At 64.2% G+C, this 26,319-nt stretch carries 21 protein-coding genes; 18 read left to right on the top strand and 3 right to left on the bottom strand.

The window, feature by feature from the left end; translation table 11 throughout:
• The first annotated feature begins 20 nt into the window (after positions 1-20).
• The 5 genes from BG83_RS0110500 to BG83_RS0110480 all read left to right on the top strand — a co-directional run bounded on the left by BG83_RS0110500 (position 21) and on the right by BG83_RS0110480 (position 5,567).
• Positions 21-1,736, top strand: a complete 1,716-nt coding sequence (locus tag BG83_RS0110500) for an AMP-binding protein (protein ID WP_024976681.1) — start codon at positions 21-23, stop codon at positions 1,734-1,736.
• 705 nt (positions 1,737-2,441) lie between these two features.
• The gene (locus BG83_RS0110495; protein WP_024976680.1) at positions 2,442-3,731 is read left to right on the top strand and encodes a hypothetical protein; all 1,290 of its coding nucleotides are present in this window, start codon (positions 2,442-2,444) and stop codon (positions 3,729-3,731) included.
• A gap of 124 nt (positions 3,732-3,855) precedes the next feature.
• Positions 3,856-4,290 carry a hypothetical protein gene (locus tag BG83_RS0110490; RefSeq protein ID WP_024976679.1) on the top strand — a complete coding sequence of 145 codons (435 nt, stop codon included), beginning with the start codon at positions 3,856-3,858 and terminating at the stop codon, positions 4,288-4,290.
• A gap of 16 nt (positions 4,291-4,306) precedes the next feature.
• Positions 4,307-4,990, top strand: a complete 684-nt coding sequence (locus BG83_RS0110485) for a C39 family peptidase (protein WP_024976678.1) — start codon at positions 4,307-4,309, stop codon at positions 4,988-4,990.
• Between the two features lie 43 nt (positions 4,991-5,033).
• Positions 5,034-5,567, top strand: coding sequence for a hypothetical protein (locus BG83_RS0110480; protein ID WP_024976677.1), 534 nt, complete (start codon positions 5,034-5,036; stop codon positions 5,565-5,567).
• 1 nt (position 5,568) lies between these two features.
• On the opposite strand, the gene BG83_RS0110475 is transcribed toward BG83_RS0110480, so the two are convergent.
• From BG83_RS0110475 to ilvA, 3 genes are all read right to left on the bottom strand, one after another.
• Positions 5,569-6,891: a transporter gene (locus BG83_RS0110475; RefSeq protein WP_024976676.1), complete on the bottom strand. Its 1,323-nt coding sequence runs from the start codon at positions 6,889-6,891 to the stop codon at positions 5,569-5,571.
• A gap of 224 nt (positions 6,892-7,115) precedes the next feature.
• Entirely contained in the window at positions 7,116-7,952 is an 837-nt protein-coding gene (queF, locus tag BG83_RS0110470; protein ID WP_024976675.1) for an NADPH-dependent 7-cyano-7-deazaguanine reductase QueF, read from the bottom strand.
• Positions 7,952-9,472 carry a threonine ammonia-lyase, biosynthetic gene (gene ilvA, locus BG83_RS0110465; protein WP_024976674.1) on the bottom strand — a complete coding sequence of 507 codons (1,521 nt, stop codon included), beginning with the start codon at positions 9,470-9,472 and terminating at the stop codon, positions 7,952-7,954. Before ilvA ends, queF begins: the two co-directional genes overlap by 1 nt.
• 142 nt (positions 9,473-9,614) lie before the next feature.
• On the opposite strand from ilvA, the gene BG83_RS0110460 reads away from it, so the two are divergent.
• The 13 genes from BG83_RS0110460 (at position 9,615) to BG83_RS0110400 (ending at position 26,183) form a co-directional block, all read left to right on the top strand.
• A complete protein-coding gene (locus tag BG83_RS0110460; RefSeq protein WP_024976673.1) occupies positions 9,615-10,532 on the top strand; it encodes an ion channel in 918 nt (305 codons plus the stop codon).
• 31 nt (positions 10,533-10,563) lie between these two features.
• Entirely contained in the window at positions 10,564-11,811 is a 1,248-nt protein-coding gene (locus BG83_RS0110455; RefSeq protein WP_024976672.1) for a nucleoside recognition domain-containing protein, read from the top strand.
• Between the two features lie 57 nt (positions 11,812-11,868).
• Positions 11,869-12,450, top strand: coding sequence for a YqaA family protein (locus BG83_RS0110450; protein WP_024976671.1), 582 nt, complete (start codon positions 11,869-11,871; stop codon positions 12,448-12,450).
• A 200-nt stretch (positions 12,451-12,650) separates the two neighbouring features.
• The gene (locus BG83_RS0110445) at positions 12,651-16,685 is read left to right on the top strand and encodes a DUF3683 domain-containing protein (RefSeq protein WP_024976670.1); all 4,035 of its coding nucleotides are present in this window, start codon (positions 12,651-12,653) and stop codon (positions 16,683-16,685) included.
• Positions 16,682-17,125 carry an HIT family protein gene (locus tag BG83_RS0110440; RefSeq protein WP_200869038.1) on the top strand — a complete coding sequence of 148 codons (444 nt, stop codon included), beginning with the start codon at positions 16,682-16,684 and terminating at the stop codon, positions 17,123-17,125. The genes BG83_RS0110445 and BG83_RS0110440 overlap by 4 nt, the downstream gene beginning before the upstream one ends.
• A gap of 115 nt (positions 17,126-17,240) precedes the next feature.
• Positions 17,241-19,085, top strand: a complete 1,845-nt coding sequence (locus BG83_RS0110435; protein ID WP_024976668.1) for an ABC transporter ATP-binding protein/permease — start codon at positions 17,241-17,243, stop codon at positions 19,083-19,085.
• Between the two features lie 33 nt (positions 19,086-19,118).
• Positions 19,119-19,535 (top strand): gamma-butyrobetaine hydroxylase-like domain-containing protein, encoded by a 417-nt coding sequence (locus BG83_RS0110430; protein WP_024976667.1) that lies wholly within the window; start codon positions 19,119-19,121, stop codon positions 19,533-19,535.
• 52 nt (positions 19,536-19,587) lie between these two features.
• Positions 19,588-20,319, top strand: a complete 732-nt coding sequence (gene ubiE, locus BG83_RS0110425; protein WP_004633265.1) for a bifunctional demethylmenaquinone methyltransferase/2-methoxy-6-polyprenyl-1,4-benzoquinol methylase UbiE — start codon at positions 19,588-19,590, stop codon at positions 20,317-20,319.
• Positions 20,320-20,447: 128 nt separating this feature from the next.
• Positions 20,448-21,476, top strand: a complete 1,029-nt coding sequence (locus BG83_RS0110420) for a Tim44 domain-containing protein (protein ID WP_200869037.1) — start codon at positions 20,448-20,450, stop codon at positions 21,474-21,476.
• 146 nt (positions 21,477-21,622) lie between these two features.
• Positions 21,623-22,285, top strand: coding sequence for a ubiquinone biosynthesis accessory factor UbiJ (locus BG83_RS0110415; protein ID WP_024976665.1), 663 nt, complete (start codon positions 21,623-21,625; stop codon positions 22,283-22,285).
• Positions 22,282-23,859 (top strand): ubiquinone biosynthesis regulatory protein kinase UbiB, encoded by a 1,578-nt coding sequence (ubiB, locus tag BG83_RS0110410; protein WP_024976664.1) that lies wholly within the window; start codon positions 22,282-22,284, stop codon positions 23,857-23,859. The genes BG83_RS0110415 and ubiB overlap by 4 nt, the downstream gene beginning before the upstream one ends.
• 23 nt (positions 23,860-23,882) lie before the next feature.
• Positions 23,883-24,512, top strand: a complete 630-nt coding sequence (locus BG83_RS0110405) for an SAM-dependent methyltransferase (RefSeq protein WP_024976663.1) — start codon at positions 23,883-23,885, stop codon at positions 24,510-24,512.
• A gap of 231 nt (positions 24,513-24,743) precedes the next feature.
• The gene (locus BG83_RS0110400; RefSeq protein WP_024976662.1) at positions 24,744-26,183 is read left to right on the top strand and encodes a sodium:solute symporter family protein; all 1,440 of its coding nucleotides are present in this window, start codon (positions 24,744-24,746) and stop codon (positions 26,181-26,183) included.
• Positions 26,184-26,319 lie beyond the last annotated feature (136 nt).

Here is a 26,319-nt window from a genome sequence, read left to right as displayed (position 1 = left end):
GTTGATTGGAGGAGACATCCATGGCTGGTGAGGTTTTCGACGCGCGACCGCGCAACGGTGCGTCGTATGTGGTGGGCGACACGGCGGTGCCGCTGGCACACGTGACGGTTTCGGCGTTGCTGGCGGAAACGGTGCGTCGCTGTCCCGACGACGAGGCTGTCGTGTTCCGCGAACAGAACGTGCGCTGGACGTGGCGCGCCTTTGCCGAACAGGTCGATGCGCTGGCCGCCGGCCTGCACGCGCTGGGACTGGAGCGGGGCGACCGCATCGGCATCTGGTCGCCCAACCGCGTCGAATGGGTGCTCACGCAGTTCGCGACGGCGCGCCTGGGCCTTATCCTCGTCAACATCAATCCGGCGTATCGGCTGTCGGAACTGGAATACGCGCTCAACAAGGTCGGTTGCAAGGCCATCGTGGCGGCCGAGGCCTTCAAGACATCGCGCTATCTGGAAATGCTGCAGACGCTCGCGCCCGAACTGGCGACTGCGCAGCCCGGCGCGTTGAACGCGGCCAAGCTGCCGGCGCTGCGCTGGGTCATCCGCATGGGCGACGCCAATACGCCTGGCATGCTCAACTTTGCTGACGTCATTGCGCGTGGAAAAAGCGTACCCGTTGATGCGCTGGATGCCATCACGGCCACGCTGTCGCCCGACGACGCCATCAACATTCAGTTCACTAGCGGCACGACCGGAGCGCCCAAGGGGGCGACGCTCACGCATGTGAACGTCGTCAATAACGCGCGCTTCGTTGCCATGGCGATGAATCTGCAAGAGGGCGATCGGCTGTGCATTCCCGTGCCGCTGTATCACTGCTTCGGCATGGTCATGTCGGTGCTCACCTGCACGGCCACCGGAGCGTGCATGGTGTTCCCGGGCGAGGCATTCGATCCGCTGGCCACGCTGCGCACGGTGGCGGAAGAACGCTGCACCCAACTGCACGGCGTGCCGACGATGTTCATCGCGCAGCTCGATCATCCGGACTTCAAGAGCTTTGACGTATCGACGCTGCGCGGCGGCATCATGGCCGGATCGCCGTGTCCCATCGAGGTGATGAAGCGCGTGGTGTCGGAGCTGAACCTGCGCGAAGTCACCATCGCCTACGGCATGACCGAGACGAGCCCCGTGTCCTTCCAGAGCGCCGTGACGGACCCGCTCGACAAGCGCGTGACCACCGTCGGCCGCATCCAGCCGCATTTGCAGGTCAAGCTGGTCGATGGCGCGGGAGAGGTGGTGCCTGTGGGCGAGAAGGGCGAGCTGTGCACCAAGGGCTATTCGGTCATGCTCGGCTACTGGGACGACGAGGCCAAGACCGCCGAATCGATCCACGACGGCTGGATGCGCACGGGTGATCTGGCAACGTTCGATGCCGAGGGCTACTGCAACATCGTCGGCCGCGTGAAGGACATGCTCATTCGCGGTGGCGAGAATGTCTACCCGCGCGAGATCGAAGAATTCCTCTTCCGGCATCCGAAGGTGCAGGCCGTCAACGTATTTGGCGTGCCCGACCCGAAGTATGGCGAAGAGGTCTGCGCGTGGATCGTGCTCAAGCCCGGCCAACAGGCCACGGAAGAGGAGATCCGTACGTTCTGCCAGGGCCAGATCGCGCACTACAAGATCCCGCGCTACATCCGCTTTGTCACCGAGATGCCGATGACGGTGACGGGCAAGGTGCAGAAGTTCGTCATGCGCGACCGCATGATCGAAGAACTCAAGTTGACGGTGGCCGCTACGGCCTGAACCTGAGCTTGCGGTTTCGCCGCTGAAATGCCAACCGGTTGCGCGCGGCTTTTCGTTGCCATGACGATGCTTGCCGCGCGCGGCTTTTTTTCGCCTGCCTGGGCAACGCCTGACGCAGAAATCGAGACACGTCTCCCGCATGCGTCTTGCCGATAGGGGGCACTCGCAATCGAGCAGCCACGCGCGGCTGCGTGCTGACGGTGCGTACGCCATCGAGGCATGCAAACCGCTGCGAGGTGCGCGGCGGGATGCTCACTCGCCGCGACCAACCGCTCACGCAATGTGAGCGACGATGCGCCGACGTATCACGCCTGAAACACCCAGCCAATCGCTCGTCTCAAACACCCACACCGAGCGTATGCGTGCGCGTGGTTTGCGTCTTGGCGCGAAGGCCGTGCATGCCGTGGCTGCCATGCGTGACACGACGGTGTATCGGCGCCGCAACCGAAAAGGCGCAAACCGCCCCCCAAAAGTTGCACGCGTCGACACGATTGCATGGCACGGTGCGCGCCCATGTACGCGGGTGCCGGTGAAACTTTTGCGTTTTCAAACGCTTAGAGCAGCCGCGTAAAGCAGGCGCACAAGTTGGCACTGATTATGCAAACGAGCCGCCCCGGGGTGGGTCATGTTTTTTCCCACAGGCAGAGCGCGCCGGCCTTACTGGCTGCGTTTCCAGCCGTCCCTCTCACCTTTATGGAGTGCGTTATGAAGAAGACCTTACTGGCCACCGCGATCGCCATGGGATTGGGGGTCTCTGGCGTTGCATTGGCCGACATCGGGAATACGGCGTCCGGCGCGGGTGACAAGACCCAAACCAACACGTCGACTATCACCAGAACCAACACCAGCACAGACACGACGACGAACACCGCAACGACCACAACCACGACGGCAACCGATAACTCGAATCAGCACAACAACCAAAGCCAGGGCAGCAACCGCGACAACAGCGGCTGGGCCAACGCTGACGGCTATGGCACCGCCGCCGCCAACAACGGCGGTATGGCAACGGCAACATTCACCAACTCCTTCAACACAAGCAAGGCAATTGCAGTCTCGAAGCTGGACGGCACCGTCACCAACATCAGCGTGTCGGGCATCGGCAACGTCGCCACCAACAATGGCGGCTCGGCCAATGGCGGCGCGGGCGGGCGTGGCGGATACGGCTACGGCGGCGCTGGCGCTGGCGGCAACGGTGGCGCTGGCGGCGCAGGTGGCAGTGGTGGCGCGGGCGGCAGCTCGGGCAGCGTCACGCATGGCAGCGCGACCAACGGCGGCGCAGTGGCCGGCAACGGTGGCAATGGCGGAGACGCCGGCGGCAGTGCGGGCAGCGGCGGTAACGGCGGCAGCTCCGGCACGCTCTCGGCCAGCCTGGGCGCGGGCCTTGGCGGCGCAGCGGGCAGCACGAGCGCAGCCGGCGGCGGTGGCGGCGGGGCAGGCGGCACGTCCAGCGCTAGCGGTGGCGATGCGAACCGCCATCACGGCAGCGGCGCGGCCACGGGCGGCGGCAGTGCCTCGGCAGGCGGGGCAGGCGGCGCTGGCGGCTCCACCACCAGCGGCACGTCCACGGCATCGGCAGGTGCGGGCACAGGCTCGAGCAGTGCCACCGGCACCAGCACGGGTGGCGGGGCAGGCGCGGGCGGTGCAGCTACCAACGTGGCAGGCAATGGCGGCGCAGGCGGCAGCGCGACCAACGGCAGCGCAACCAACGGCGCAGCATCGTCCACGGCGGGCAATGGCGCTGTGGGTGCAGTCGGTGCGGCCGGCGGCGCAGGCGGCGTGGGCAATGGCGGTGTCGGCAATGGTGCGGTGGGCGGCACGGGCGGTGCAGGCGGCACGGTCATGGTGGACGCAGGTACGTTCAACATGTCCAACGCCATGACCAGCGTCGGCCAGTCTGCAGCAGGCGTGATGGTGGCGAACCAGAACAGCGGCTTCGCTTCCCTCATCCAGCAAAGCATCAACGTGCAGGCCAACCTGAATGTCGGCAAGTAGCCCGGTATCAGGCGTGAGCGGGGAAGTGCCGTTGTGCGTGCGGTGACATTGCGCGCATGGCGGTGGACAGGGCCGGACTGCATGCGTGGTCCGGCCCGCAGTTGGAGCGTATAGGAGATGTTCGATGCGATCCGACAGAAGAACCACAGCAGGATGGGCGGCATGGTGTTTGGCATGCGGCCTGGCAGTGTGGCCAGTGGCAGCGGCGATGGCAGCGGACGATGCGTCAATCGCAGACGGTGCTCAGACAGCCAATACGGAAGCGGTGCGTCCCCCGGTCGCCGCGGCCGTGTCGGTGCCTGGGTTCGGTCATGCGGTGGGAGCAGATCGGCTCGACAGCTATCGCGGCGGCACGCAGGATCTCTACCAGACCGTCAATGACGCGCGCCTGTCGGGCACCGTGAGCGACAACGCCGCCGTGAATGTGGCGACGGGGTCGAACATCGTGCGCGACGGCTCGTTTGCCAATGCCAGCGGGATCCCCACGGTCATCCAGAACAGCGGAGCGAACGTGCTGATCCAGAACGCCACCATCGTCAACGTGCAGTTCCGGCCTTGAGCTTGTGAAGGACGGAATGATGCGCAAGACGTGCGGCGCAGTGCTGATGGCACTGATGTGCGGGCCCGCGTTGGCGGGCGCGATCGACATGCTCGGCACGGGCGGCGGCACGTATGCGGTGCCGGTGACGAGCATGAAGGCCGCGCGCTATCTGCGAACCGTGCATCAGCGTTTCGACTTCAGTTGCGGGTCGGCCGCGGTAGCGACGCTGCTCACGTATCAGTACGGCTATCCGGTGAGCGAGCAGACCGTGTTCCAGGCCATGTATGAGCATGGCAACCAGGAGAAGATCCGGCGAGAAGGTTTTTCGCTGCTCGACATCAAACGCTATCTGGCGTCGGTAGGCTTTGAGGCCGATGGTTTCGAGCAGCCGCTGGATGCATTGAAGGACGCGCACTTGCCGGCCATCGTGCTGTTGACCGAGAACGGCTATCACCACTTCGTGGTGGTCAAGGGTGTGCAAGAAGGGCGTGTGCTGGTGGGCGATCCGGCCATGGGCACGCGTGCGATTCCGCGTGCTAGTTTCGAGAGCATGTGGGACAACCATTTGCTGTTCGTCGTCCACAACCGCGAGTCGGGGGCGACGTTCAACGCCGCATCGGATTGGCGCGTGGCACCGCGTGCGCCGCTGGAGGAAGGCATGGACCGCAGCGGCCTGGGAAACATCGTTGTTCCCAAGCACGGTCCGTCCGATTTCTGAGCGTCGTCTGCATGGCAGTCAGGTAGTCCGGCAGGAGGGCATCATGAAGCGGTTTGGCAAGATGGCGTGGGCCGGCTGGTTCGCGCTGGCTGCGGCCGGGCATGCGTTTGCTGCCGGCATGGATGGCATGGATAACAATCCCGTCCATGTCTGGCGCGCCGTGTCCGAAGACAAGCTCGACGACATGCGCGGCGGGTTTGATGTGCCCTCGCTTGCGGGGCTGCACATCTCGTTCGGCATCGACCGGGCGGTCTACGTCAACGGCGATCTGGTGGCGAGCGCATCGGTCAACATCCCCGATGTGGCACGCATGACGGCCAACCAGGCGCAGCAATTGGCCTCGGTGGTCAACACGGTGAACCTCGTGCAGAACGGCCCCAACAATGTCGCACCGCCCGATGTGGCCGCGGGTGCGACAGCGGCGGCCACGGTCATCCAGAACAGCTTGAACAACCAGACGCTGCAGGCGGTGACGACCATCAATGCGGCGGTCAACAGCCTGCCGCAGTTCCGTCAGATGAATCTCGCCAACGTGCTACAAGGCGCGTTGGCCAACGTCGTCACCATGCAGCACTGAGCTAGAACTGGATCGGCAGGCGAAGCGTGACGGTCAGATCCGGCGTGTCGCGCGTCAGGCCTGCCCCCACCGACAGGTTCAGCGACATCTTGGGCGATAGCCGGTACGAATAGCCGACCAGCAACGTACCGAGAATCGTCCGCACCGAGCCCGGCACGCGCTGGCCGTTCTGCTTGGTCGGCGCGATGATGCTCTGGTCGTAGCCGATGGAGAACGATGCCTTTTCGTTCAGCGCCAGCCCCATGCCGAAGTTCAGGCCGATGATGTCGCCGGCTTTCACGTTGCCCAGGAACTGCTTCGAACCGTCCACGAGGTTCAGACTCACGTCCTTGCGCTCGAAGTTGTGCAGGTAGCTGATGCTGCCGAAGAACACTGCCGGATCCGTTGGGAACAGCCACGTCAGCCCCGGCTGAACCGCGAAGAAGCCAGAACCCGTTGGCTGTTGCAGAGGCAGGCCGGTGCCCGTGGTATTGCTCACGCAGCGCGTCACGCAATCAGTGGTGACGTCAAACGGATCCTTGCCGGTGCGCGTCTTGAAGCGCAGCCAGCCGATGTAGAACGGCTTGTCGACGCCGCCCGCATTGATCTGATAGCGCGCGGTCAGTTCCACATCGCCGATGCCGCGCCCGTGCGAGCTGAAGGCGTTGTCTGTCGCCGTGCCGGTGAACAGTTCGCGGCTGACCGTGTCGCTCGCGCTGTAGACATAGGGCACGCGCGCTTCCAGTTCCCAACGGCGCGCCAGGCCGTAACGCAATGCCACCGTGCCGGTGAGCGTGGTGGTCTTGACCTGCCGTACGTCGATCAGCCCGATCAACAGCGCGGGGATGATGGTGTAGCCCACCAGCGCCACGCGGTCGGACGATGAATACGCCATCTGCAATGACGGCTCGACGACCACCTTGCCCGGCGGTGTAAGCGCGCTGGGCTCGTCGAAGATCTGCGCGATGCGGGGTGGCCGGTCAGGTGGCTCCGGCGGTTTGCCGACGGGCGTGGCACCGGGCTGGTCGTTCTGCGCGATTTCCGATGCGTCGCCTGCCGCGCCAGGAGCGCCGGCACCGCGCACGGTGTCGAGTCGGCCCTCGCTCATGCCGAGCGCGCGCCGCATGCGCCGCAGATGCGTTTCCTGTTGCTGGATCGAGCGCTTGAGTTCCTGCAGGCGCGCCTGCGTATCGGCAAGCTCGCGCTGCAGCGCTTCCAGACTGGGTGGCTTGTCGTCCACCGGCTCGTTGGTCTGCGCAAGGACCGACCCGCTGCACAACAGCAGGCATGCGCACGTAACCGCTTGGGTTGTCTCACCTTGCGGCCACCATGGCGTCTTCGTCACGGCAATGTCCCCCGTCGAGAGTGTCCTTACCGCTGGCAGCGGACGGACGCTTCACGATTCCCCCGGGTGGTGTACTGCGGATACCACTATAGGCGAGCGGGCGTGAAACGATAGGGCGGTGGCGTCCACAAAACGGACGAGGCCGAAATGCCCGTTTGGTGGATCGCTCAGGCAAGAAAAAAGGCGCCCGAAGGCGCCTTGCGTGGCTTACGCAGTGTCAGCGCTTACTGACGCGCGTTTCTCAGGTTATCCGGCCAGGGCGTGTTGTAGTTTGTGCGGAACGGGTTGATGTCCAGCCCGCCGCGCCGCGTGTAGCGCGCATACACGGCCAGCTTGACCGGCCGGCACTGGCGCAGGATGTCGGTAAAGATCCGCTCCACGCATTGTTCGTGAAACTCGTTGTGCTCACGGAACGAGATCAGATACTTCAGCAGCCCTTCCTGATTGATCGGCGCACCCACATAGCGGATCTGCACGCTGCCCCAGTCCGGCTGACCCGTCACAAGGCAATTGGACTTCAGCAGGTGCGACACCAGCGTTTCTTCCACCGGGCTTTCTTCCTCATCGGCATGCAGCAGCTCGGGCGTGGGCTGATAGACGTCGGTTTCGATGTCCAGGCGATCGAGCAGCAGGCCATCGAGTTCGCCCATTTTCTGCCGGGAAAATTCCTCCGGGGGGACGATACGCACCTGCACCGGTGCACCGCAGGCTTCCGACAGATCGTGGTGGATCAACTGCTGCAGCGCTTCGTGCGACGCCACCTTCGTCTGGTTGAACGAATTCAGATACAGCTTGAACGACTTCGATTCAACGATGTTGGGCGAATCCGCCGGCACGATCACGGTGCCGAGCGCCACCTGCGGCTTGCCGCGCAGGTTCAGCCACGACAGCTCGTACAGGTTCCAGAGGTCGACGCCGAAGAAGGGCAGGGGCGTGCCGGCGGCGAGGCCGATCTCGTCGCGCTTGCCCTGGCGCGGAATCGGAAACAGCAGGCTCGGGTCGTACTCCGTCTTGTACGCGGAGGTCTTACCCAGGGGCGAATGTTCGGGTTGGTTGCTCATCACAAAAACAGGCTGTAGACAGGGTTCTCGCTTTCGTCCCAGTAGGTATAGCCCAGCGTGGCGAGGAACGCCTTGAACTCGCGCTTCTCGTTCTTCGGTACCTGGATGCCGACGAGGATGTTGCTCGAATCCGCGCCCTGATTGCGGTAGTGGAACAGGCTGATGTTCCAGTTCGGGCTCATGCTCGAGAGGAACTTCATCAGCGCGCCGGGCCGTTCGGGAAACTCGAAACGATAGAGATGCTCGTTTTCTGCCAGCGGCGAACGCCCGCCCACCATGTAGCGGATGTGCTGCTTGGCGAGTTCGTCGTTGGACAGGTCCAGCGTCGGGAAACCGTGCTTGCGGAAGTTCTCGGCAATCTTGTCGCCCTCTGCGCGCGATGCAATTTGCACGCCCACGAAGATATGCGCCGCGTCCTTGCTGGCAATGCGGTAGTTGAACTCCGTCACGTTGCGCGACCAGCCGACCAGTTCGCAGAAGCGCTTGAAGCTGCCGCGCTCTTCCGGGATCGTCACGGCAAACACGGCTTCACGCGCCTCGCCCACTTCGGCGCGCTCGGCCACGAAGCGCAGGCGGTCGAAGTTCATGTTCGCGCCACTGGCCACGGCCACCAGCGATTCGTTCTTCAGCTTGTGGGTCTCGGCATACTGCTTCAGGCCGGCCAGCGCCAGCGCGCCCGACGGCTCCAGCAGGCTGCGGGTGTCCTGGAACACATCTTTCAGCGCCGCGCAGATGGCATCCGTATCCACGGTGATGATTTCGTCGACCAGCTCGCGCGTAATGCGGAAGGTTTCCTTGCCCACCAGCTTCACCGCGGTGCCGTCGGCAAACAGGCCCACTTCCTTCAGTTCGACGCGCTTGCCAGCGGCGACCGAACGCGCCATGGCGTCGGAATCCACGCTCTGCACGCCGATGACCTTGACGTCCGGCCGCACGGCCTTCACGTAGGCCGCAACGCCCGAGATCAGCCCGCCGCCGCCGATCGAGCAGAAGATGGCATGCAGGGGCTGCGGATGCTGACGCAGGATTTCCATGGCGATGGTGCCCTGGCCGGCAATCACGTCGGGATCGTCGAACGGGTGCACGAAGGTGTAGCCGTGCTTTTCCTGCAGCTTGGCGGCGTGGTTGTACGCGTCGGAATAGCTCTCGCCCTGCAGCACGACATCGACCCATTCGCCGCCGCGGGAGCGCACGCCGTCGATCTTCAACTGCGGCGTCGTCACCGGCATGCAGATCACCGCCTTGCACTCCATGCGGGCCGCGCTGAAGGCCACGCCCTGCGCGTGGTTGCCCGCCGATGCCGTAATCACCCCGCGCTTGCGCTCGGCCGCCGTGAGCGAGGCCATCTTGTTGTAGGCGCCGCGCAGCTTGAACGAGAACACCGGCTGGTCATCCTCGCGCTTGAGGTAGACGCGGTTGCCGGTGCGCGCCGACAGGTTTGGCGCGAACTTCAGCTCGGTTTCCACCGCGACGTCATAGACCTTCGCGGTCAGGATTTTCTTGAGGTAATCGATGGCCATGGTGCGGACCGGGTTGGACGTGAACAGAGCCCGTAAGCCTATCACGCGGCGCCTTGCCCGCCTTGCCGGACCTGCGTGCCGGTCGGTACACTGCCCCGGCCGTGCCCGGGCGGGCGCAGCGCATCATCGGCGAGAGGCCTCCATGAACACCCCGTCGTCTTCCTCCGAGCGTGCCGGACGTGCGCGCCGGGGCCGCAAAGTCTGGTCCGGCACGCAGCACGTCGTTGCTTACGGCATGCCTCCGCTGGGCTGGCGTGACCTCTATCACCACGCGCTTGAAGTCAACTGGCCCACCTTCTTCGCGCTGCTGGCCACGCTGTTCCTGGCGCTCAACGCGGTATTCGCGGGGCTGTATTCGTTGGGTGACGGCGCGATCGCGAACCAGTCGCCGCCGGGTTTCGTGGGGGCATTCTTCTTCAGCGTCGAGACCCTCGCCACCGTCGGTTACGGCGACATGCACCCGCAAACGCTCTACGCCCACGTCATCGCCACGCTGGAGATCTTCATCGGCATGTCGGGCATTGCCATGGCGACGGGGCTGGTATTTGCGCGGTTCTCGCGCCCGCGCGCCAAGATCATGTTTGCGCGCAACGTTGTCGTGCGGCCGCTCAACGGTAAGTCCACGTTGATGCTGCGGGCGGCCAATGCGCGCCAGAACGTCATCGCAGAGGCCACCGCCCGGCTGCGCCTGATGCAGGATGAGGTCTCGCCAGAGGGCTACTCGATCTACAAGATCCACGACCTGAAGCTTGAGCGCAGCGAGCACCCGATCTTTCTGCTGGGCTGGGTGATGATGCACGTGATCGACGAAACCAGCCCGCTGCATGGCGCCACCGCAGAATCGCTCGCCGCCGGTGACGCCTTGCTGCTGCTCACGATCGAAGGCGCCGACGAGACCGCGGCGCAAACCGTGCAGGCGCGTCATTCCTGGCGGCACGACGACATCCGCTGGAACTATCGCTATGCCGACCTTATCCGCGACGAGGGCGGCGTCACGTCGGTCGACTACGACAATTTCCACCTGATCCATCCGATCGAGACGCCGCCGCAGGCACAATGACCGGCTTGTCCGACACCAACGCGCAACCTCCGTGGCCCTGAACCTCGTCTGGCTCGCCTTCTTCCTCGTTGCCTTCGTTACCGCATGCGTCCAGGTGGTGCAGGGCGACATGGAGGTCTTTTCCCGCATGCTGACCGGCATGTTCGATGCCGCGCGCACCGGTTTCGAAATTGCGATCGGCCTGACCGGCATGATGGCGCTGTGGCTGGGCATCATGCGCGTGGGCGAGCGCGCCGGCGTGGTCGATCTGTTCGCGCGGCTCGTGAACCCGCTGATGCGGCACCTGTTTCCTTCCGTGCCCGCCGGCCACCCCGCCAACGGCGCGATGATGATGAACGTCTCGGCCAACGTGCTCGGGCTGGACAACGCCGCTACGCCGCTCGGCCTACAGGCCATGCGCGAGTTGCAGCAGATCAACCCGCAGCCGCAGCGCGCCAGCGACGCGCAGTTGATGTTCGTGGTGCTCAACACGGCGGGGGTGACGCTGGTGCCGACGTCCGTCATCGCCATCCGCCAGGCCATGGCAGTCAAGCAGGGCCTGGTCGGTTTCAACGCGGCAGACATCTTCCTGCCGACCTTGCTGTCCACGTTCATCGGCTTCTGCGCGGGCATCGCGGCGGTGGCGTGGTATCAGCGCATCAACCTCTTCAAGCCTGCGCTGCTGGCGTATTTCGGGGGCTTCGTCGCGCTGATGGGGCTGCTGTTTGCCTGGCTGCGCCAGTTTCCGCCGCAGCAGATGGCGGCCTGGATCGGCCTGATCGGCGCGGGCGCCATCCTCACCATCGTCGTGGCGTTCCTGGTATGCGGGGCACTTCGCCGCATCAACGTGTATGAAACCTTCGTCGATGGCGCCAAGGATGGCTTCCAGGTGGCGATCGGCATCGTCCCGTATCTGGTGGCGGTGCTGGTGGGCATTGCCGTGTTTCGCGCGGCGGGTTGCATGGATTTCCTGATGCAGGGGCTTTCCGCGCTGTTCGCGCACCTGGGCATCGACACGCGTTTTGTGCCGGCTCTGCCCGTTGGGCTGATGAAGACGTTGTCCGGCGCCGGTGCGCGCGGCCTGATGGTTGATGTGATGACCACTTACGGCGTGGATTCCTTCCAGGGCAAGCTGGCGGCCATCATCCAGGGTTCGACCGAGACCACGTTCTACGTGCTGGCCGTGTACTTCGGCAGCGTTGGCATCAAGGACACGCGTTACGCGCTGGCATGTGGGCTGTGGGCCGACCTGATCGGGCTGATCGGCGCCGTGCTTGTCGCTTACCTGTTCTTCGCCTGACCGGCTAGGGCGGCCCCCAAGCGACGCCGCAGCCGCCCGCCCTCTACAATCGACTGCATGGAACAGTGGATCGACACGCTTTTTGCCACGCTCGCCCTGCCAAAGGTTGGGCTGCCTGCCATCTTCGTCGTCAGTTTCATTTCGGCGACCCTCTTGCCGCTGGGCTCCGAGCCGGCGGTTTTTGCGTACATCAAGCTCAATCCGGACATGTTCTGGCCGGCCATCATCGTGGCCACGCTCGGCAACACACTGGGCGGCGTGGTCGATTGGTGGATGGGCTATGCGGCCAAGCTGGCGCTGGTGCGCTACCACCTTGCGCGCCGCCGCCGTCAGCACAACACCGAGCATGTCCAGCACGTGCCGCATCCCAAGCGCCACCGTGAGCCCCCGCTCGACAAAAAATACTTCCGCTGGATGCGCCGCATCGGGCCGGTGTCGCTGCTGGTGTCGTGGCTGCCGGGCATTGGCGACCCGCTCTGCACGCTGGCCGGCTGGCTGCGCCTGAAGTTCTGGCCCAGCGCCATGTACATGGCCATCGGCAAATTTTTACGCTATCTGGCCATGACTGCGGCCCTGATGACCCTGCCCGACGGCTTCTGGCATGGCATCCTGGGTTGGATCAAGGGCGTGATGATGTGACGTTTGCGTGGCGTATGCGGCACTTTAGCGGTCGTGCGCTTTCCGCAAGCCATTGAAAACGCGACGGTTTTGCCGCCCATATCACTGGCAGGGATACCGTTGCTGCAACGCATCAACGCTGCGCGTTGCAGTACAATCGCCCTTTAAAGACCGCGCGGCTTGAGCCCTCTTTGCCGCGCCTCCCTCCCCAGCGGCACGCCATGAATGCCCCACTTCTGATCGACGCCAAACTCACGGCGCAGGACGCTGCGCCCCGGCTGCGCGAGATTCCCTACAACTACACCTCGTTCTCGGATCGGGAAATCGTCATCCGTCTGCTGGGCGAGTCTGCGTGGCAGATCCTGGACGAACTGCGCGCCGAGCGCCGCACCGGCCGATCGGCACGCATGCTGTACGAAGTGTTGGGCGACGTCTGGGTGGTGCGCCGCAACCCCTATCTTCAGGACGACCTGCTCGACAACCCGAAGCGCCGTCAGATGTTGATCGACGCACTCAATCACCGCCTGGCGGAGATCGAGAAGCGCCGCGTGGCCGACCACGATTCGCACCACGATCCGGTGGGCGACGAGCGTGCCAGCAAGGTCGAGCAACTGGTCGTGCATGCCCGCCGTGCCGTCAAGGCGTTCCAGGAAGAATTCGCCCAGGTGTACGACCTGCGCCGTCGCGCCCAGAAGGTGCTCGGCCGCGTCACCGCGAAGGACAACATCAAGTTCGACGGCCTGTCGCGGGTGTCGCACGTGACCGACGCCACCGACTGGCGCGTTGAATATCCGTTCGTTGTGCTCACGCCCGATACGGAAGAAGAGATCGCCGGGATCGTCAAGGGCTGCTTCGAGCTGGGTCTGACCATCATCCCGCGCGGAGGCGGTACCGGCTACACCGGCGGCGCCGTGCCACTCACGCCGTTCTCGGCCGTCATCAATACGGAAAAGCTGGAGCGTCTGGATGCGGTCGAGATGACCGACCTGCCTGGCGTTGACCATCCCGTGGCGACCATCTACTCGGGCGCCGGCGTGGTGACGCGTCGCGTGGCGGATGCGGCGGAGAAGGCCGGCCTCGTCTTCGCCGTGGACCCGACCTCGATCGACGCGTCGTGCATTGGCGGTAACGTCGCCATGAACGCCGGCGGCAAGAAGGCTGTGCTGTGGGGCACCGCGCTGGATAACCTCGCCTGGTGGCGCATGGTTGATCCGGACGGCAACTGGCTGGAAGTCCAGCGCCTCAATCACAACCTCGGCAAGATCCACGACGCGCCGGTCGTCATGTTCGAGCTGAAGTGGTTCGACGGCAACGCGCCGGTCGGAGCCAAGCTGCTGCGCACCGAGACGCTGACCATCGAAGGCCGCAAGTTCCGCAAGGAAGGGCTGGGCAAGGACGTCACCGACAAGTTCCTGGCCGGCTTGCCCGGCGTGCAGAAGGAAGGCTGCGACGGCATCATCACCAGCGCACGCTGGATTTTGCATCGGATGCCCAAGTCGATCCGCACCGTGTGCCTGGAGTTCTTCGGCCAGGCGCGCGACGCGATCCCGAGCATCGTCGAGATCAAGGATTACCTCGACGCCGAGACGAAGAAGCCCGGCGGCGCGATCCTCGCGGGTCTGGAGCATCTGGATGAGCGCTACCTGCGCGCGGTCGGCTATGCCACCAAGAGCAAGCGCAACGCGTTTCCGAAGATGGTGCTGATCGGTGACATCGTTGGCGACGACGATGATGCCGTGGCGCGCGCCACGTCGGAGGTGATCCGTCTGGCCAACGGCAAGAGCGGCGAAGGTTTCGTGGCCGTGAGCCCCGAGGCACGCAAGAAATTCTGGCTGGACCGCTCGCGCACGGCAGCGATTGCGAAGCACACCAACGCCTTCAAGATCAACGAAGACGTGGTGATCCCGCTCAATCGCATGGGCGAGTACACCGACGGCATCGAGCGCATCAACATCGAGCTGTCGATCAAGAGCAAGCTCAAGCTGACCGACGCGCTGCTCGATTTCTTCGCCGGCAGCAACCTGCCGCTCGGTCGCACCGACGACGCCAACGAGATCCCCAGCGCCGAACTGCTGGAAGACCGCGTGCAACAGGCGCAGCAACTGCTGCGTGCCACGCGTGCACGTTGGCAATACCTGCTGGACCATCTCGATACGCCCGTTACGGCTGCGCGCGCCAGCCTCATTGGCCTCGGCCTGGGCTACCTGGCGCAGACCATCGATGACCGTCTGGTGAATCAGCCCGACGCGAACCTGTTCCACCTGCTGCAGGATCGTACGATTCGCGTGTCGTGGAAGTCGGAGATTCGCGCCGAGCTGCGCAAGATCTTCAACGGTGGCGAGTTCAAGCCGATCCTCGACGAGGCCCAGGCGATCCACAAGAAAGTGCTGCGCGGCCGCGTGTTCGTGGCGCTGCACATGCACGCCGGCGACGGCAACGTGCACACCAACATCCCTGTCAACTCGGATGACTACGACATGCTGCAGGACGCCCACAAGGCGGTGGCCCGCATCATGACGCTCGCCCGTTCGCTGGACGGTGTGATCTCGGGCGAGCACGGCATCGGCATCACCAAGTTGGAATTCCTGACCGACGAAGAGATCGCCGACTTTGCTGCCTACAAGCGCCGCGTCGATCCGAACGGCCGCTTCAACAAGGGCAAGCTGCTGCGCGACATCAACGACCCGCAAGGTCTGGCTGCTGATCTGCGCAACGCCTATACGCCGTCGTTCGGCCTGATGGGGCACGAGTCGATCATCATGCAGCAGAGCGACATCGGCGCCATCTCGGAGTCGATCAAGGACTGCCTGCGCTGCGGCAAGTGCAAGCCGGTGTGCGCCACGCACGTGCCGCGCGCCAACCTTCTGTACAGCCCGCGCAACAAGATTCTTGCCACTTCGCTGCTCATCGAGGCCTTCCTGTACGAAGAGCAGACGCGTCGCGGCGTGTCGGTCAAACACTGGGAAGAATTTGCCGATGTGGGCGACCACTGCACGGTCTGCCACAAGTGCGTGACGCCGTGCCCGGTCAAGATCGACTTCGGCGATGTGTCGATGAACATGCGCAACCTGCTGCGCAAGATGGGGCAGAAGAAATTCAACCCCGGCACCGCAGCGGCGATGTTCTACCTGAACGCGACCAACCCCGAGACCATCAACCTCACGCGCAAGGTGATGTTCGACTGGGGCTACAAGGCGCAGCGTCTGGGCAACGACATCCTGAAGAAGTTCGCCAAGAAGCAGACCGCCCGTCCGCCAGCCACGGTGGGCAAGCCGCCGGTGCGCGAGCAGGTGATTCACTTCATCAACAAGAAGATGCCGGGCAACCTGCCCAAGAAGACCGCGCGCGCGTTGCTGGATATCGAGGACAACGAGATCGTCCCGATCATCCGCAATCCGAAGGCGACCACGCCGGACAGCGAGGCGGTCTTCTACTTCCCAGGCTGCGGTTCGGAGCGCCTGTTCTCGCAGGTGGGTCTGGCCACGCAGGCAATGCTGTGGCACGCCGGCGTGCAAACGGTGCTCCCGCCGGGTTACCTGTGCTGCGGTTATCCGCAGCGCGGCACGGGCCAGTTCGACAAGGCCGAGAAGATCGTCACCGACAACCGCGTGCTGTTCCACCGCGTGGCCAACACGCTCAACTACCTCGACATCAAGACGGTGGTGGTGAGCTGCGGCACCTGCTACGACCAGCTTGCCGGATATGAATTCGACAAGATCTTCCCGGGCTGCCGGATCATCGACATTCACGAATACCTGCTGGAGAAGGGCGTGAAGATCGATGGTGTGCAGGGCACGCGGTACATGTACCACGACCCCTGTCACACCCCGATCAAGACCATGGACCCGACCAAGCTGGTCAACCAGCTGATGGGCGGCAACATCGGCGCCGACGGCCAGACCCGCGCAATCGAGAAGAACGATCGCTGTTGCGGTGAGTCGGGCACACTGGCGATCTCGCGGCCGGACATCTCCACGCAGGTCCGCTTCCGCAAGGAAGAGGAGATGCAGAAGGGCGCCGACAAGCTGCGCAGCCTTGGCCAGACCAACGGCCAGGGCGAGGCGTTCAACGGCGATGTGAAGATCCTCACAAGCTGCCCGGCGTGTCTGCAGGGTCTGTCGCGCTACACCGAAGATGTCTCGGTGCAGGCCGACTACATCGTGGTCGAGATGGCGCGTCATGTGCTCGGCGAGACCTGGCTGCAGGACTACGTTGCGCAGGCCAACGCCGGCGGCATCGAGCGCGTGCTGGTGTGACGATAATCGAGCGGACGCCAGGCTGCGCGCTGTGCGAGGCGGATGGCGGCGAGCCTGTCTGGCGTAATGCCAAGGCGCGCGTGGTGCTGGTCGAGCACGCGCGCTTTCCGGGATTCTGCCGCATCATCTGGAACGACCACGTGGCCGAGCAGACCGACTTGTCTGACGCCGATCGCCACTGGCTGATGGAAGTTGTCACCCGTGTTGAGCGGGTGTTGCGCGCCGAACTGGCCCCGGACAAGATCAACCTCGCCAGCTTCGGCAATTTCGTGCCGCATCTGCATTGGCACGTCATTCCGCGCTATCGGTGGGACACGCATTTTCCAGAAGCCGTGTGGGGCCCCGAGCAGCGCGCGCCCGATACCGCGCGCATGGCCGAGATCACGGCCAAGTTGCCAGCGTTGTCGTACGCGCTCCAAGCGGCGCTCGCCGACGCTTGAGCCCCGTCGGCGGTAGCGCTGGGTAACGCCTGGTAACGCATCGCCACGTCGTGCGCGGAACCCCTGTGGCGCACACGACGTCTGATTCTCTTTCTGTTGCGCCAACGCCCTCGCCATGACGACACCGCGCACCGCCGCCACACCCGATTCCCACAAGGATTCCATCTCCGAACTGACCGTCCACCATGGGCGGTTGAATCTCTCGGAGACATGGCAACTGATTCGCCCGTACTGGTTTTCGGAAGATCGCCACAAGGCCTGGGGGCTGCTTGCCCTGGTGATCGGCCTGAACCTGTTCCTGGTGTTCATGAACGTGCTGTTCACCGATTGGAACCGGCTTTTCTACAACGCGCTCGAGCAGAAGAACTACGGCGAGTTCTGGGCGCAGTTGCTGCGTTTCTCATGGATTGCCGCGCTGCTGATCATTGGCTCGATCATGCGGCTGTACTACTCGATGATGTTGCAGATGCGCTGGCGGACGTGGATTACCGGCAGCTTCCTCGACGACTGGCTTGGCAAGCAGGCGTTCTACCGCCTGGAACAGACGCGCAGCGCCGACAACCCCGACCAGCGGATTGCCGACGACCTGCGCACCTTCACCGATGCGACGCTTACCTTGGCGCTGGGGTTCCTGAATTCGGCTGTGACGCTGGTGTCGTTCTTCGGCATCCTGTGGGCAGTGTCGGGGCCGCTGGCGTTCAGCCTGGGCGGCCACGACTTCGTGATTCCGGGCTACATGGTGTGGTTTGCGCTGCTGTACTCGATCGTAGGCTCGGTCATCATCCACTTTGTGGGGCGGCCGCTGATCGGGCTGTCGTTCCAGCAGGAACGTTACGAGGCGTACTTCCGTTTTCTGCTCATGCGCGTGCGCGAAAACAGCGAGAGCATCGCCCTGTACCGCGGCGAGCCCACCGAGAAAGCCATCCTGCGCGGCCGTTTCGAACGCATCCGCACCAACTGGAATCAGTTGATGGACTACACGCGGCGCCTGACTTTCGCCAGTTCCGGCTATGCGCAGTTCGCCATCATCTTTCCGTTTCTGGTGTCGGCGCCGCGCTATTTTGGTGGCACGCTTACGCTGGGCGGGATGATGCAGGTCGCCACGGCGTTCGGACAGGTGCAGGACGCGATGTCGTGGTTTGTCACGAACTACCGCACGCTGGTCACCTGGAAAGCTTCCACCAACCGGTTGATCGAATTCCAGCGCGCCATCCGCGCCGCCGAGCGTGAAGAAGAGCACCGCGCCGGCGTGCGCGACGTCGAGGTCGAAATCGCAGCCGTACCCGCCATCGAAGCCCGTGCTCTTGCGCTGAACCTCCCAAACCGCAAGCCCGAGGATCTGCTGGTCGAGCCATTCGACATGACGCTCGCACGCGGTGAGCGCGTGCTCGTCAACGGCCCGTCGGGCTGCGGCAAAAGCACGCTGGTGCGCGCCGTGGCCGGCATCTGGCCGTATGGCAGCGGCCGCATCGAGGTGCCGGACGATGCCCGCGTGCTGTTCCTGCCGCAGCGCAGCTATCTGCCGTCGGGCACGCTGGCCGATGCGCTGTCGTATCCGGATCTGGCTACCCAGTACACCGCTGAGCGTCTGACCCAGGTGCTGAACGCGTGCCGGTTGCCGGCACTGACCGACTTGTTGGACGAGGTGAGCAACTGGAGCCTTCGCCTGTCCCCCGGCGAGCAGCAGCGCCTGGCTTTTGCGCGGGCTTTGCTGCAGCGCCCCGATTACCTCTTCCTCGACGAGGCCACCAGCGCACTCGACGAAGACACCGAGGCATTCATGTACAGCCTGATGGTCGAATCGATGCCTGACGTGACCATCGTCAGCGTGGCACATCGCAGCACCGTGGCACGATTCCACCATCGCCGCCTGCGCTACATCCCCGAGGGCGATCCGTTGACTGCGGTAAGCTATCGGGTGGTGGAAGAGCCTGCGCACATGGCGCTGGCGGCTTCCTGAAACACAGTTTTTAGACCGAACGAGACGTTTTTCATGGCCGGACTTTCCGCCGACACCCCGCACCCGACCGGCATCACCGTGCACACGCAATCGCGCGTGCTGGAGATCGCCTTTGCTGATGGCAAGCAGTTCAGCCTGCCGTTCGAATACTTGCGCGTGCTCTCGCCGTCGGCCGAAGTGCAGGGGCATGGGCCCGGTCAGGAAGTGCTGCAGACCGGCAAGCGCGAGGTGGGCATCATCGGCGTCGAGCCGGTGGGCAATTACGCGATCCGGCCGTTGTTCTCCGACGGCCACGATTCCGGCATCTTCGATTGGGCCTACCTGTACCGCCTCGGCATTGAGCACGACGCGCTGTGGCAGGCGTATCTCGATCGCCTGACCGCTGCGGGCGTCGACCGTGACGCCCCAATGGCAGAAAACGCTGGCCACGCCTGCGGCCACAGCCACTGATTCCCGATTCACTTCGCGGCGCCTGCACGCCGCATCCGCATCCTTTTCTGTCATGAGCCAAACCCACTTCGGATTCCAGCAGGTCGATGAGCAGGAGAAAGCCGGCAAGGTTGCCGGCGTGTTCCATTCCGTCGCTAGCAAGTACGACGTGATGAACGACCTGATGTCCGGTGGCCTGCATCGCGTGTGGAAGATGTTCACTATAGCCCAGGCAGCGGTGCGCCCGGGCTATAAGGTGCTCGATATTGCTGGCGGCACGGGTGATCTTGCCAAGGCCTTTGCGCGCCAGGCCGGCCCCACCGGCGAGGTGTGGCTGACAGACATCAACGAGTCCATGCTGCGCGTCGGCCGTGACCGCCTGCTCGATGCCGGTGTGCTCACCCCCACCGCGCTGTGCGACGCCGAGCACATTCCCTTTCCGAATGCTTACTTCGATGTGGTGACAGTGGCATTCGGCTTGCGCAACATGACGCACAAGGATCGCGCGCTCGCTGAAATGCGCCGCGTAGTGAAGCCAGGGGGCAAGGTCATGGTGTTGGAGTTCTCCAAGGTGTGGCAGCCGTTGGAGAAGGCCTACGACGTGTACTCATTCAAGGTGCTGCCGTGGCTGGGCAGCAAAGTGGCGGGCGACCCCGAGAGCTACCGCTATCTGGCCGAGTCCATCCGCATGCACCCGGATCAGGAAACGCTCAAGCAGATGATGGAACAGGCCGGATTGGACTCGGTCGAATACTTCAATCTGACAGCGGGTGTCGTGGCTCTGCACGTTGGCCGTCGCCTCTAAGTGTTTTCGTCGTTCCACCAGATGGGCGATGTAGTGCACTGCGGCGATATGCCACGATCCTTCACATTGAATTTCCGCATTGACGTCTTCATCTAATGGGCGTCACTGCCATTGGAGAGAAGACAGCGATGAGTTTGCATTGGGGTGGAAAATTGATGGCGGGCGCGCTGGTCGCGACGCTCGCACTGGGCACGGCGATTGACGCCAACGCCAAACGCATGGGCGGCAGCCGCAGCGTCGGCAAGCAGTCGTCCACCGTGACGCAACGCCAACAGACGCCGCCGGCCACAACGCCGTCGCCGACACAGCAGGCCGCACCGGCTGCGCAACCCTCGCCCGCTGCACCGGCTCCGGCTGCGCCGGCGGCAAAGCCTGGACGTAACTGGGGCGGCATGCTGGGTGGCTTGGCAGCCGGTCTGGGTATCGGTTATCTGCTGTCGAAGTTCGGTCTGGGCGCGGGCCTCGCCTCTTTGCTGTCGAACCTGATCCTGATCGCGCTTGTCGCTTTCGTGGTGATGTGGATCATCCGCAAGGTGCGCGGCAGCCGTCCGCAAGGTCCGGCCTATGCCACGGGTGGCCCGTCGCTTGGCGGCGACCGTGAGCCGTACGTGCCGCAACCTGCCGCCCCGGCAGCCGCATCGCTGAACACCGGCAACACGTCTGGCCTGGGCGCTGGCGCGGCAACCGCTGCACAGTCGTGGAATCTGGGTGGTCCGGCCGCTTCCGGCGCGCAGGCCGTCAACGCACAACCTGCCGCAGCCGCACCGCAGCAGCCATGGGGCGTGCCGGCGGATTTCGACACGCAAGCCTTCCTGCGCAACGCCAAGGTTTACTTCATCCGCCTGCAGGCCGCTTGGGATGCCGGCAATCTCAACGACATCCGCGAGTTCACCACGCCGGAGATGTTTGCCGAGATCAAAATGGACCTGGCTGACCGCGGCACGTCGCCCAACAAGACCGACGTGGTTTCGGTCGAAGCCGAAATGCTGGGGATCGAAACGCAGGCCTCCGAGTACCTCGCGAGCGTGCGCTTCTCGGGCATGATCCGCGAAGAAGCCAACGCGCCCGCACAGCCGTTTGCCGAGGTGTGGAACCTGACCAAGCCGACGCAGGGTGCGGGTGGCTGGGTGCTGGCGGGTATTCAGCAGTTGCAGTGACGCTGTAACAACTTGAAGCGCCGCAAAACGGCCGTTTCAACATTCCCCGTAAAATAGGGCCCGACCGTCTGGTTCGGGCCCTTTTTGCTGCCCGCCGCTAGCCCGCTTTTTGCTGCTTCCTTGCTGTTTTTGCGCACCATCACCGCATGTCCTCGACAGCCACTTCGTCTCCGTCTTCGTTTCCGCTTGTGCTGATGCAGCCGCTGCTGCTCGCGCTCAACCATCTGCTACGCCAGGAGCCCTGGGCGCAGGAGACGCTGCGGCCGTTCGCGGGCCGCGTCGCACGCTTTGATCTGGCGCCCATGTCGATGTCGTTGCAGGTGGACGCGGCCGGCTTGGTGACGGCCCCCCAGCCTGACGTTGAACCAGCCGTGACTGTTGTCGTGCCGCTCGCGGCTGCAGCAGGCGACTACGCCACGGGCGGGCAGGCCGCCGTGCTCAAGCACGTGCGCATCGAGGGCGAGGCCGAGTTCGCCAACGTGCTGTCGACGTTGCTGCGCAATCTGCGCTGGGATGCGGCGGAAGATCTGTCGCGCGTGTTTGGTGATGTGATCGCGCAGCGTATGGTGAGCGGCGCGCAGGCCGCCCGCACCGAGGCCACGCGCGTCAGCCGTTCGCTGGCGGAATCGGTGGCGTCGTACCTGACCGATGAGCAACCGACGCTCGTGCGCCATGCGCGCCTCGCCCAGTTCGCCGCCGATGTGGCGGCACTACGTGATGCCGAGGCGCGTCTGGCCAAGCGGCTGGAGCGGCTCGAAAAATTTCCACGACCGGCCACCCAGGCCGTACGCCAGGGTGAATCGGCATGACGCGCCTCTTCCGGCTGGGCAAGATCGTTTTCGTAATCCTCTATTACGGGCTGGATCAGCTCGCGTTGTCGGGCTTCAAGAGCCGCCGCATTCGCGCGCTCGTCTGGCTGCTGACGCTGGGTCGCAAGCCCAAGCTCCCGCGCGGCGAGCGCCTGCGCCTGGCGCTCGAGCAGCTCGGGCCGATCTTCGTGAAGTTCGGGCAGGTGCTGTCGACGCGGCGAGATCTGCTCCCCCCCGATGTAGCCGACGAACTGGCCAAGCTGCAGGATCGCGTGCCGCCGTTTGACCCGAAGGTGGCTGCGGCCATCGTGGAGAAATCGCTCGGCAAGCCGCTGTCGGCGCTGTTCCATCGTTTCGATCATCATCCGGTGGCGAGTGCGTCGATTGCGCAGGTGCATTTCGCCACGCTGCGCGGCGGCCCGGACGACGGCCGCGAAGTGGCAGTCAAGGTTCTGCGTCCGGGCATGCTGCCCGTGATCGACAGCGACCTCGCGCTCATGCGAGACCTCGCCACCTGGATGGAGAAGCTGTGGGCCGACGCCAAGCGGCTGAAGCCGCGCGAGGTGGTCGCCGAGTTTGACAAGTACCTGCACGACGAGCTTGACCTGATGCGCGAGGCAGCCAACGCCAGCCAGTTGCGCCGCAATTTTGCCAAGTCCGACCTGCTGCTGGTGCCCGAGGTTTTCTGGGATTGGTGCACGTCTGAGGTGTTCGTGATGGAGCGCATGCACGGCATGCGGATCTCGCACACCGAAGAGCTGCGCGCCGCCGGCGTCGACATGCACAAGCTCGCGCGCGACGGCGTGGAGATTTTCTTCACGCAGGTCTTCCGCGACGGGTTTTTCCATGCCGACATGCACCCCGGAAACATCCTCGTGAGCGTGGCACCCGAGACGCTGGGCCGCTATATTGCGCTGGATTTCGGCATCGTCGGGGCGCTCTCGGAGTTCGACAAGAACTACCTCGCGCAGAATTTCCTGGCGTTCTTCCAGCGCGACTACCACCGCGTGGCGGTGCTGCACATCGAGTCCGGCTGGGCGCCGGAAGCGACGCGCGTGGAAGAGCTGGAAGGCGCCATCCGCGCGTGCTGCGAGCCGTATTTTGATCGGCCGCTGGGTGAAATTTCGCTGGGCCTGGTGCTGATGCGGCTGTTCCAGACCTCGCGCCGCTTCAACGTGGAAGTGCAGCCGCAGCTTGTGCTGCTGCAGAAGACGCTGCTGAACGTGGAGGGCCTTGGCCGCCAGCTCGATCCGGATCTGGACCTGTGGAAAACGGCCAAGCCGTTCCTCGAACGCTGGATGCACGAGCAGATCGGCTGGCGCGGTTTTGTCGAGCGCCTGAAGGTCGAGGCGCCCCAGTGGGCCAACAAGTTGCCGGACTTCCCGCGCCTGGTGTACCAGATTCTGGATCGCCGCTCCCGCGAGGACGGCAATGCGCAGACCGCTGCGCTCACCGCGCTGCTTGCCGAGCAAAAGCGCACGAACCGGCTGTTGTCCGCCGCGCTGCTGTTCGTCGGTGGCTTCGCGGTCGGCATCGTCGCCACGCATGTGCTGGCCTGGATGTCCCGTTACTGATTCGTCTTCACTTTCCCAGCGCCATGGCCCAGCCGCCCGTCTTCCAATCCCGTGACGCCGCCGATCCCGCCTTCTGGGACGAGCGGTTCAGCCGCGAGCACACCCCCTGGGATGCCGCCGGTGTACCCCGCGCGTTCCGGCAATTCTGTGAAGCGCAGCCTGCGCCGCTTTCCACGCTGATTCCCGGTTGCGGCAACGCCTATGAGGCCGGCTGGCTGGCGGACCGCGGTTGGCCGGTTACGGCCATCGACTTTGCGCCAAGTGCCGTGGCATCGGCCAAGACCCTGCTGGGCCCGCATGCCGGCGTCGTGGAGTTGGCGGATTTCTTCCGTTTCTCGCCGCCGCGCCCGGTGCAATGGATCTACGAACGCGCATTTCTGTGTGCGATGCCGCGTCGTCTGTGGCCGGACTACGCCGTACAGGTGGCGAAACTGCTCCCGCCCGGCGGGTTGCTGGCCGGCTTCTTTGCTGTGGTGGAAGGCCGAGAGGCGGCGCCCAAGGGGCCGCCGTTCGAGACCACGCAACCCGAGCTGGATGGGCTGCTGTCGCACGCGTTCGAGCGCATCAGCGATATACCCATCGCCGAAGCCGATTCGATTCCGGTGTTCGCCGGGCGCGAGCGCTGGCAAGTCTGGCGCCGTCGCGCCGATTGATCCGTTTTCCCGGCCACTGTTGGTGCAAAGCAACATGGGCCGTGGTCAACAAAAAGCCTGCCGTCGCCCGTTGCGGGCCGTCGCCCAAAAATCTGGCAAACGGGGCGGCCTTCGTGGTCGCACCGATGCCCCGGCGCGCGGTCCCATCGCTATAATCCGGCCACTTTGCCCGGCACCCCTGGGCCCAAAACCGGGCTGCCATGGGGTTTTCCAGCTTCTATCCGCGCTGCCATGCTGATCTGGTTTGTCATTGTTTACTGGGTGATTTCGGTCGGGATCGGCCTGTGGGCTGCACTGCGGGTGCGCAGTACCGCCGATTTCGCCGTGGCTGGACGCAGCCTTCCGTTCTATGTCGTGACCGCCACGGTGTTCGCCACCTGGTTCGGCTCCGAGGCGGTGCTCGGGATTCCTGCAGAATTTCTCAAGGATGGCCTGCACGGTGTGGTGGCCGATCCGTTCGGTTCGTCGCTGTGCCTGATCTTGGTGGGTCTGTTCTTCGCCAAGCCGCTGTACAGGATGAACCTGCTCACCATTGGGGACTTCTATCGCAACCGTTTTGGCCGCGCAGCCGAGACGCTGACCACCCTGTGCATCGTCGTGTCGTACCTGGGGTGGGTGGCGGCGCAGATCAAGGCGCTGGGCCTGGTGTTCTACACCGTGTCTGACGGCGCGGTTTCGCAAGACCTCGGGATGATGATCGGCGCGGGCAGCGTGCTCGTCTACACGCTGTTCGGCGGCATGTGGTCGGTGGCGGTGACGGACTTCATCCAGATGATCATCATCGTGATCGGCATGTTGTACATCGGCTGGGAGGTGTCGGGCCAGGCCGGTGGCGTGGGCACGGTGGTGGCGCACGCGGCGGCTTCGGGCAAGTTCTCGTTCTGGCCGGCGTTCAACCCGATCGAGGTGATCGGCTTTGTGACAGCGTGGATCACCATGATGCTCGGCTCGATCCCGCAGCAGGACGTGTTCCAGCGGGTAACGTCATCGCGCACCGAGCGCATTGCCGGTACGGCTTCGGTGCTGGGCGGCGTGTTGTACTTCATGTTTGCGTTCGTCCCGATGTTTCTGGCGTATTCCGCCACGCTTATCGACCCGGAGATGGTCGCGAAGTACATCGATACCGACTCGCAGATGATTTTGCCGAACCTGGTGCTGCAGCATGCGCCGATCTTCGCGCAGGTCATGTTCTTTGGCGCGCTGCTGTCGGCCATCAAGAGCTGCGCGAGCGCGACACTGCTGGCGCCGTCCGTAACGTTTGCCGAAAACGTGCTGCGCCCGCTGTTGCCCAACATGGACGACAAGCGCTTCCTGCGCGTGATGCAGGCGGTGGTGCTGACATTCACGGTGCTGGTGACGCTGTTCGCGCTGAACTCGCACCTATCCATCTTCCACATGGTCGAAAGTGCCTACAAGGTAACGCTGGTGGCCGCCTTCGTGCCGCTGGCCTTCGGTCTGTTCTGGAAGCGCGCGACGAAGCAGGGTGGTCTGCTGGCCATCATCCTGGGCCTCGCGGCATGGATCTGGTGCGAAGTGGTCCTGCCAGATGCGATGCTTCCGCCACAATTGGTTGGCCTCTTGGCCAGCTTCGGCGCGATGGTCCTCGGCTCGCTCGGACCGCAGTGGATCGCAAACCGCGCGCCGACTACCAAGGCGGCCACACAAGCCTGAGCGTCCCGGCGCACGCGTGCGCGGTGTGCCACTTTGTCGCGCATCGCCATCGCCCGCGCCGAATCTGCGGTCGGGAATTCCCTTAAAAGGGTTTATAATTCAAGGCTTTGCGCGCCAGCACTTGTATGGCGCACAG

Origin of the sequence: Ralstonia pickettii (assembly GCF_000607165.1) — a bacterium.
Taxonomy (GTDB): Bacteria; Pseudomonadota; Gammaproteobacteria; order Burkholderiales; family Burkholderiaceae; genus Ralstonia; species Ralstonia holmesii.
This window is presented reverse-complemented; position numbering and strand designations above follow the sequence as displayed.

Bases quoted from the DNA above. Each gene is read 5' to 3' on its own strand.
- BG83_RS0110500 (WP_024976681.1), top strand. From the start codon at position 21: ATGGCTGGTGAGGTTTTCGACGCGCGACCGCGCAACGGTGCGTCGTAT.
- BG83_RS0110495 (WP_024976680.1), top strand. From the start codon at position 2,442: ATGAAGAAGACCTTACTGGCCACCGCGATCGCCATGGGATTGGGGGTC.
- BG83_RS0110490 (WP_024976679.1), top strand. From the start codon at position 3,856: ATGCGATCCGACAGAAGAACCACAGCAGGATGGGCGGCATGGTGTTTG.
- BG83_RS0110485 (WP_024976678.1), top strand. From the start codon at position 4,307: ATGATGCGCAAGACGTGCGGCGCAGTGCTGATGGCACTGATGTGCGGG.
- BG83_RS0110480 (WP_024976677.1), top strand. From the start codon at position 5,034: ATGAAGCGGTTTGGCAAGATGGCGTGGGCCGGCTGGTTCGCGCTGGCT.
- queF (WP_024976675.1), bottom strand. From the start codon at position 7,952: ATGAGCAACCAACCCGAACATTCGCCCCTGGGTAAGACCTCCGCGTAC.
- ilvA (WP_024976674.1), bottom strand. From the start codon at position 9,472: ATGGCCATCGATTACCTCAAGAAAATCCTGACCGCGAAGGTCTATGAC.
- BG83_RS0110460 (WP_024976673.1), top strand. From the start codon at position 9,615: ATGAACACCCCGTCGTCTTCCTCCGAGCGTGCCGGACGTGCGCGCCGG.
- BG83_RS0110450 (WP_024976671.1), top strand. From the start codon at position 11,869: ATGGAACAGTGGATCGACACGCTTTTTGCCACGCTCGCCCTGCCAAAG.
- BG83_RS0110445 (WP_024976670.1), top strand. From the start codon at position 12,651: ATGAATGCCCCACTTCTGATCGACGCCAAACTCACGGCGCAGGACGCT.
- BG83_RS0110435 (WP_024976668.1), top strand. From the start codon at position 17,241: ATGACGACACCGCGCACCGCCGCCACACCCGATTCCCACAAGGATTCC.
- BG83_RS0110430 (WP_024976667.1), top strand. From the start codon at position 19,119: ATGGCCGGACTTTCCGCCGACACCCCGCACCCGACCGGCATCACCGTG.
- ubiE (WP_004633265.1), top strand. From the start codon at position 19,588: ATGAGCCAAACCCACTTCGGATTCCAGCAGGTCGATGAGCAGGAGAAA.
- BG83_RS0110420 (WP_200869037.1), top strand. From the start codon at position 20,448: ATGAGTTTGCATTGGGGTGGAAAATTGATGGCGGGCGCGCTGGTCGCG.
- BG83_RS0110415 (WP_024976665.1), top strand. From the start codon at position 21,623: ATGTCCTCGACAGCCACTTCGTCTCCGTCTTCGTTTCCGCTTGTGCTG.
- ubiB (WP_024976664.1), top strand. From the start codon at position 22,282: ATGACGCGCCTCTTCCGGCTGGGCAAGATCGTTTTCGTAATCCTCTAT.
- BG83_RS0110405 (WP_024976663.1), top strand. From the start codon at position 23,883: ATGGCCCAGCCGCCCGTCTTCCAATCCCGTGACGCCGCCGATCCCGCC.
- BG83_RS0110400 (WP_024976662.1), top strand. From the start codon at position 24,744: ATGCTGATCTGGTTTGTCATTGTTTACTGGGTGATTTCGGTCGGGATC.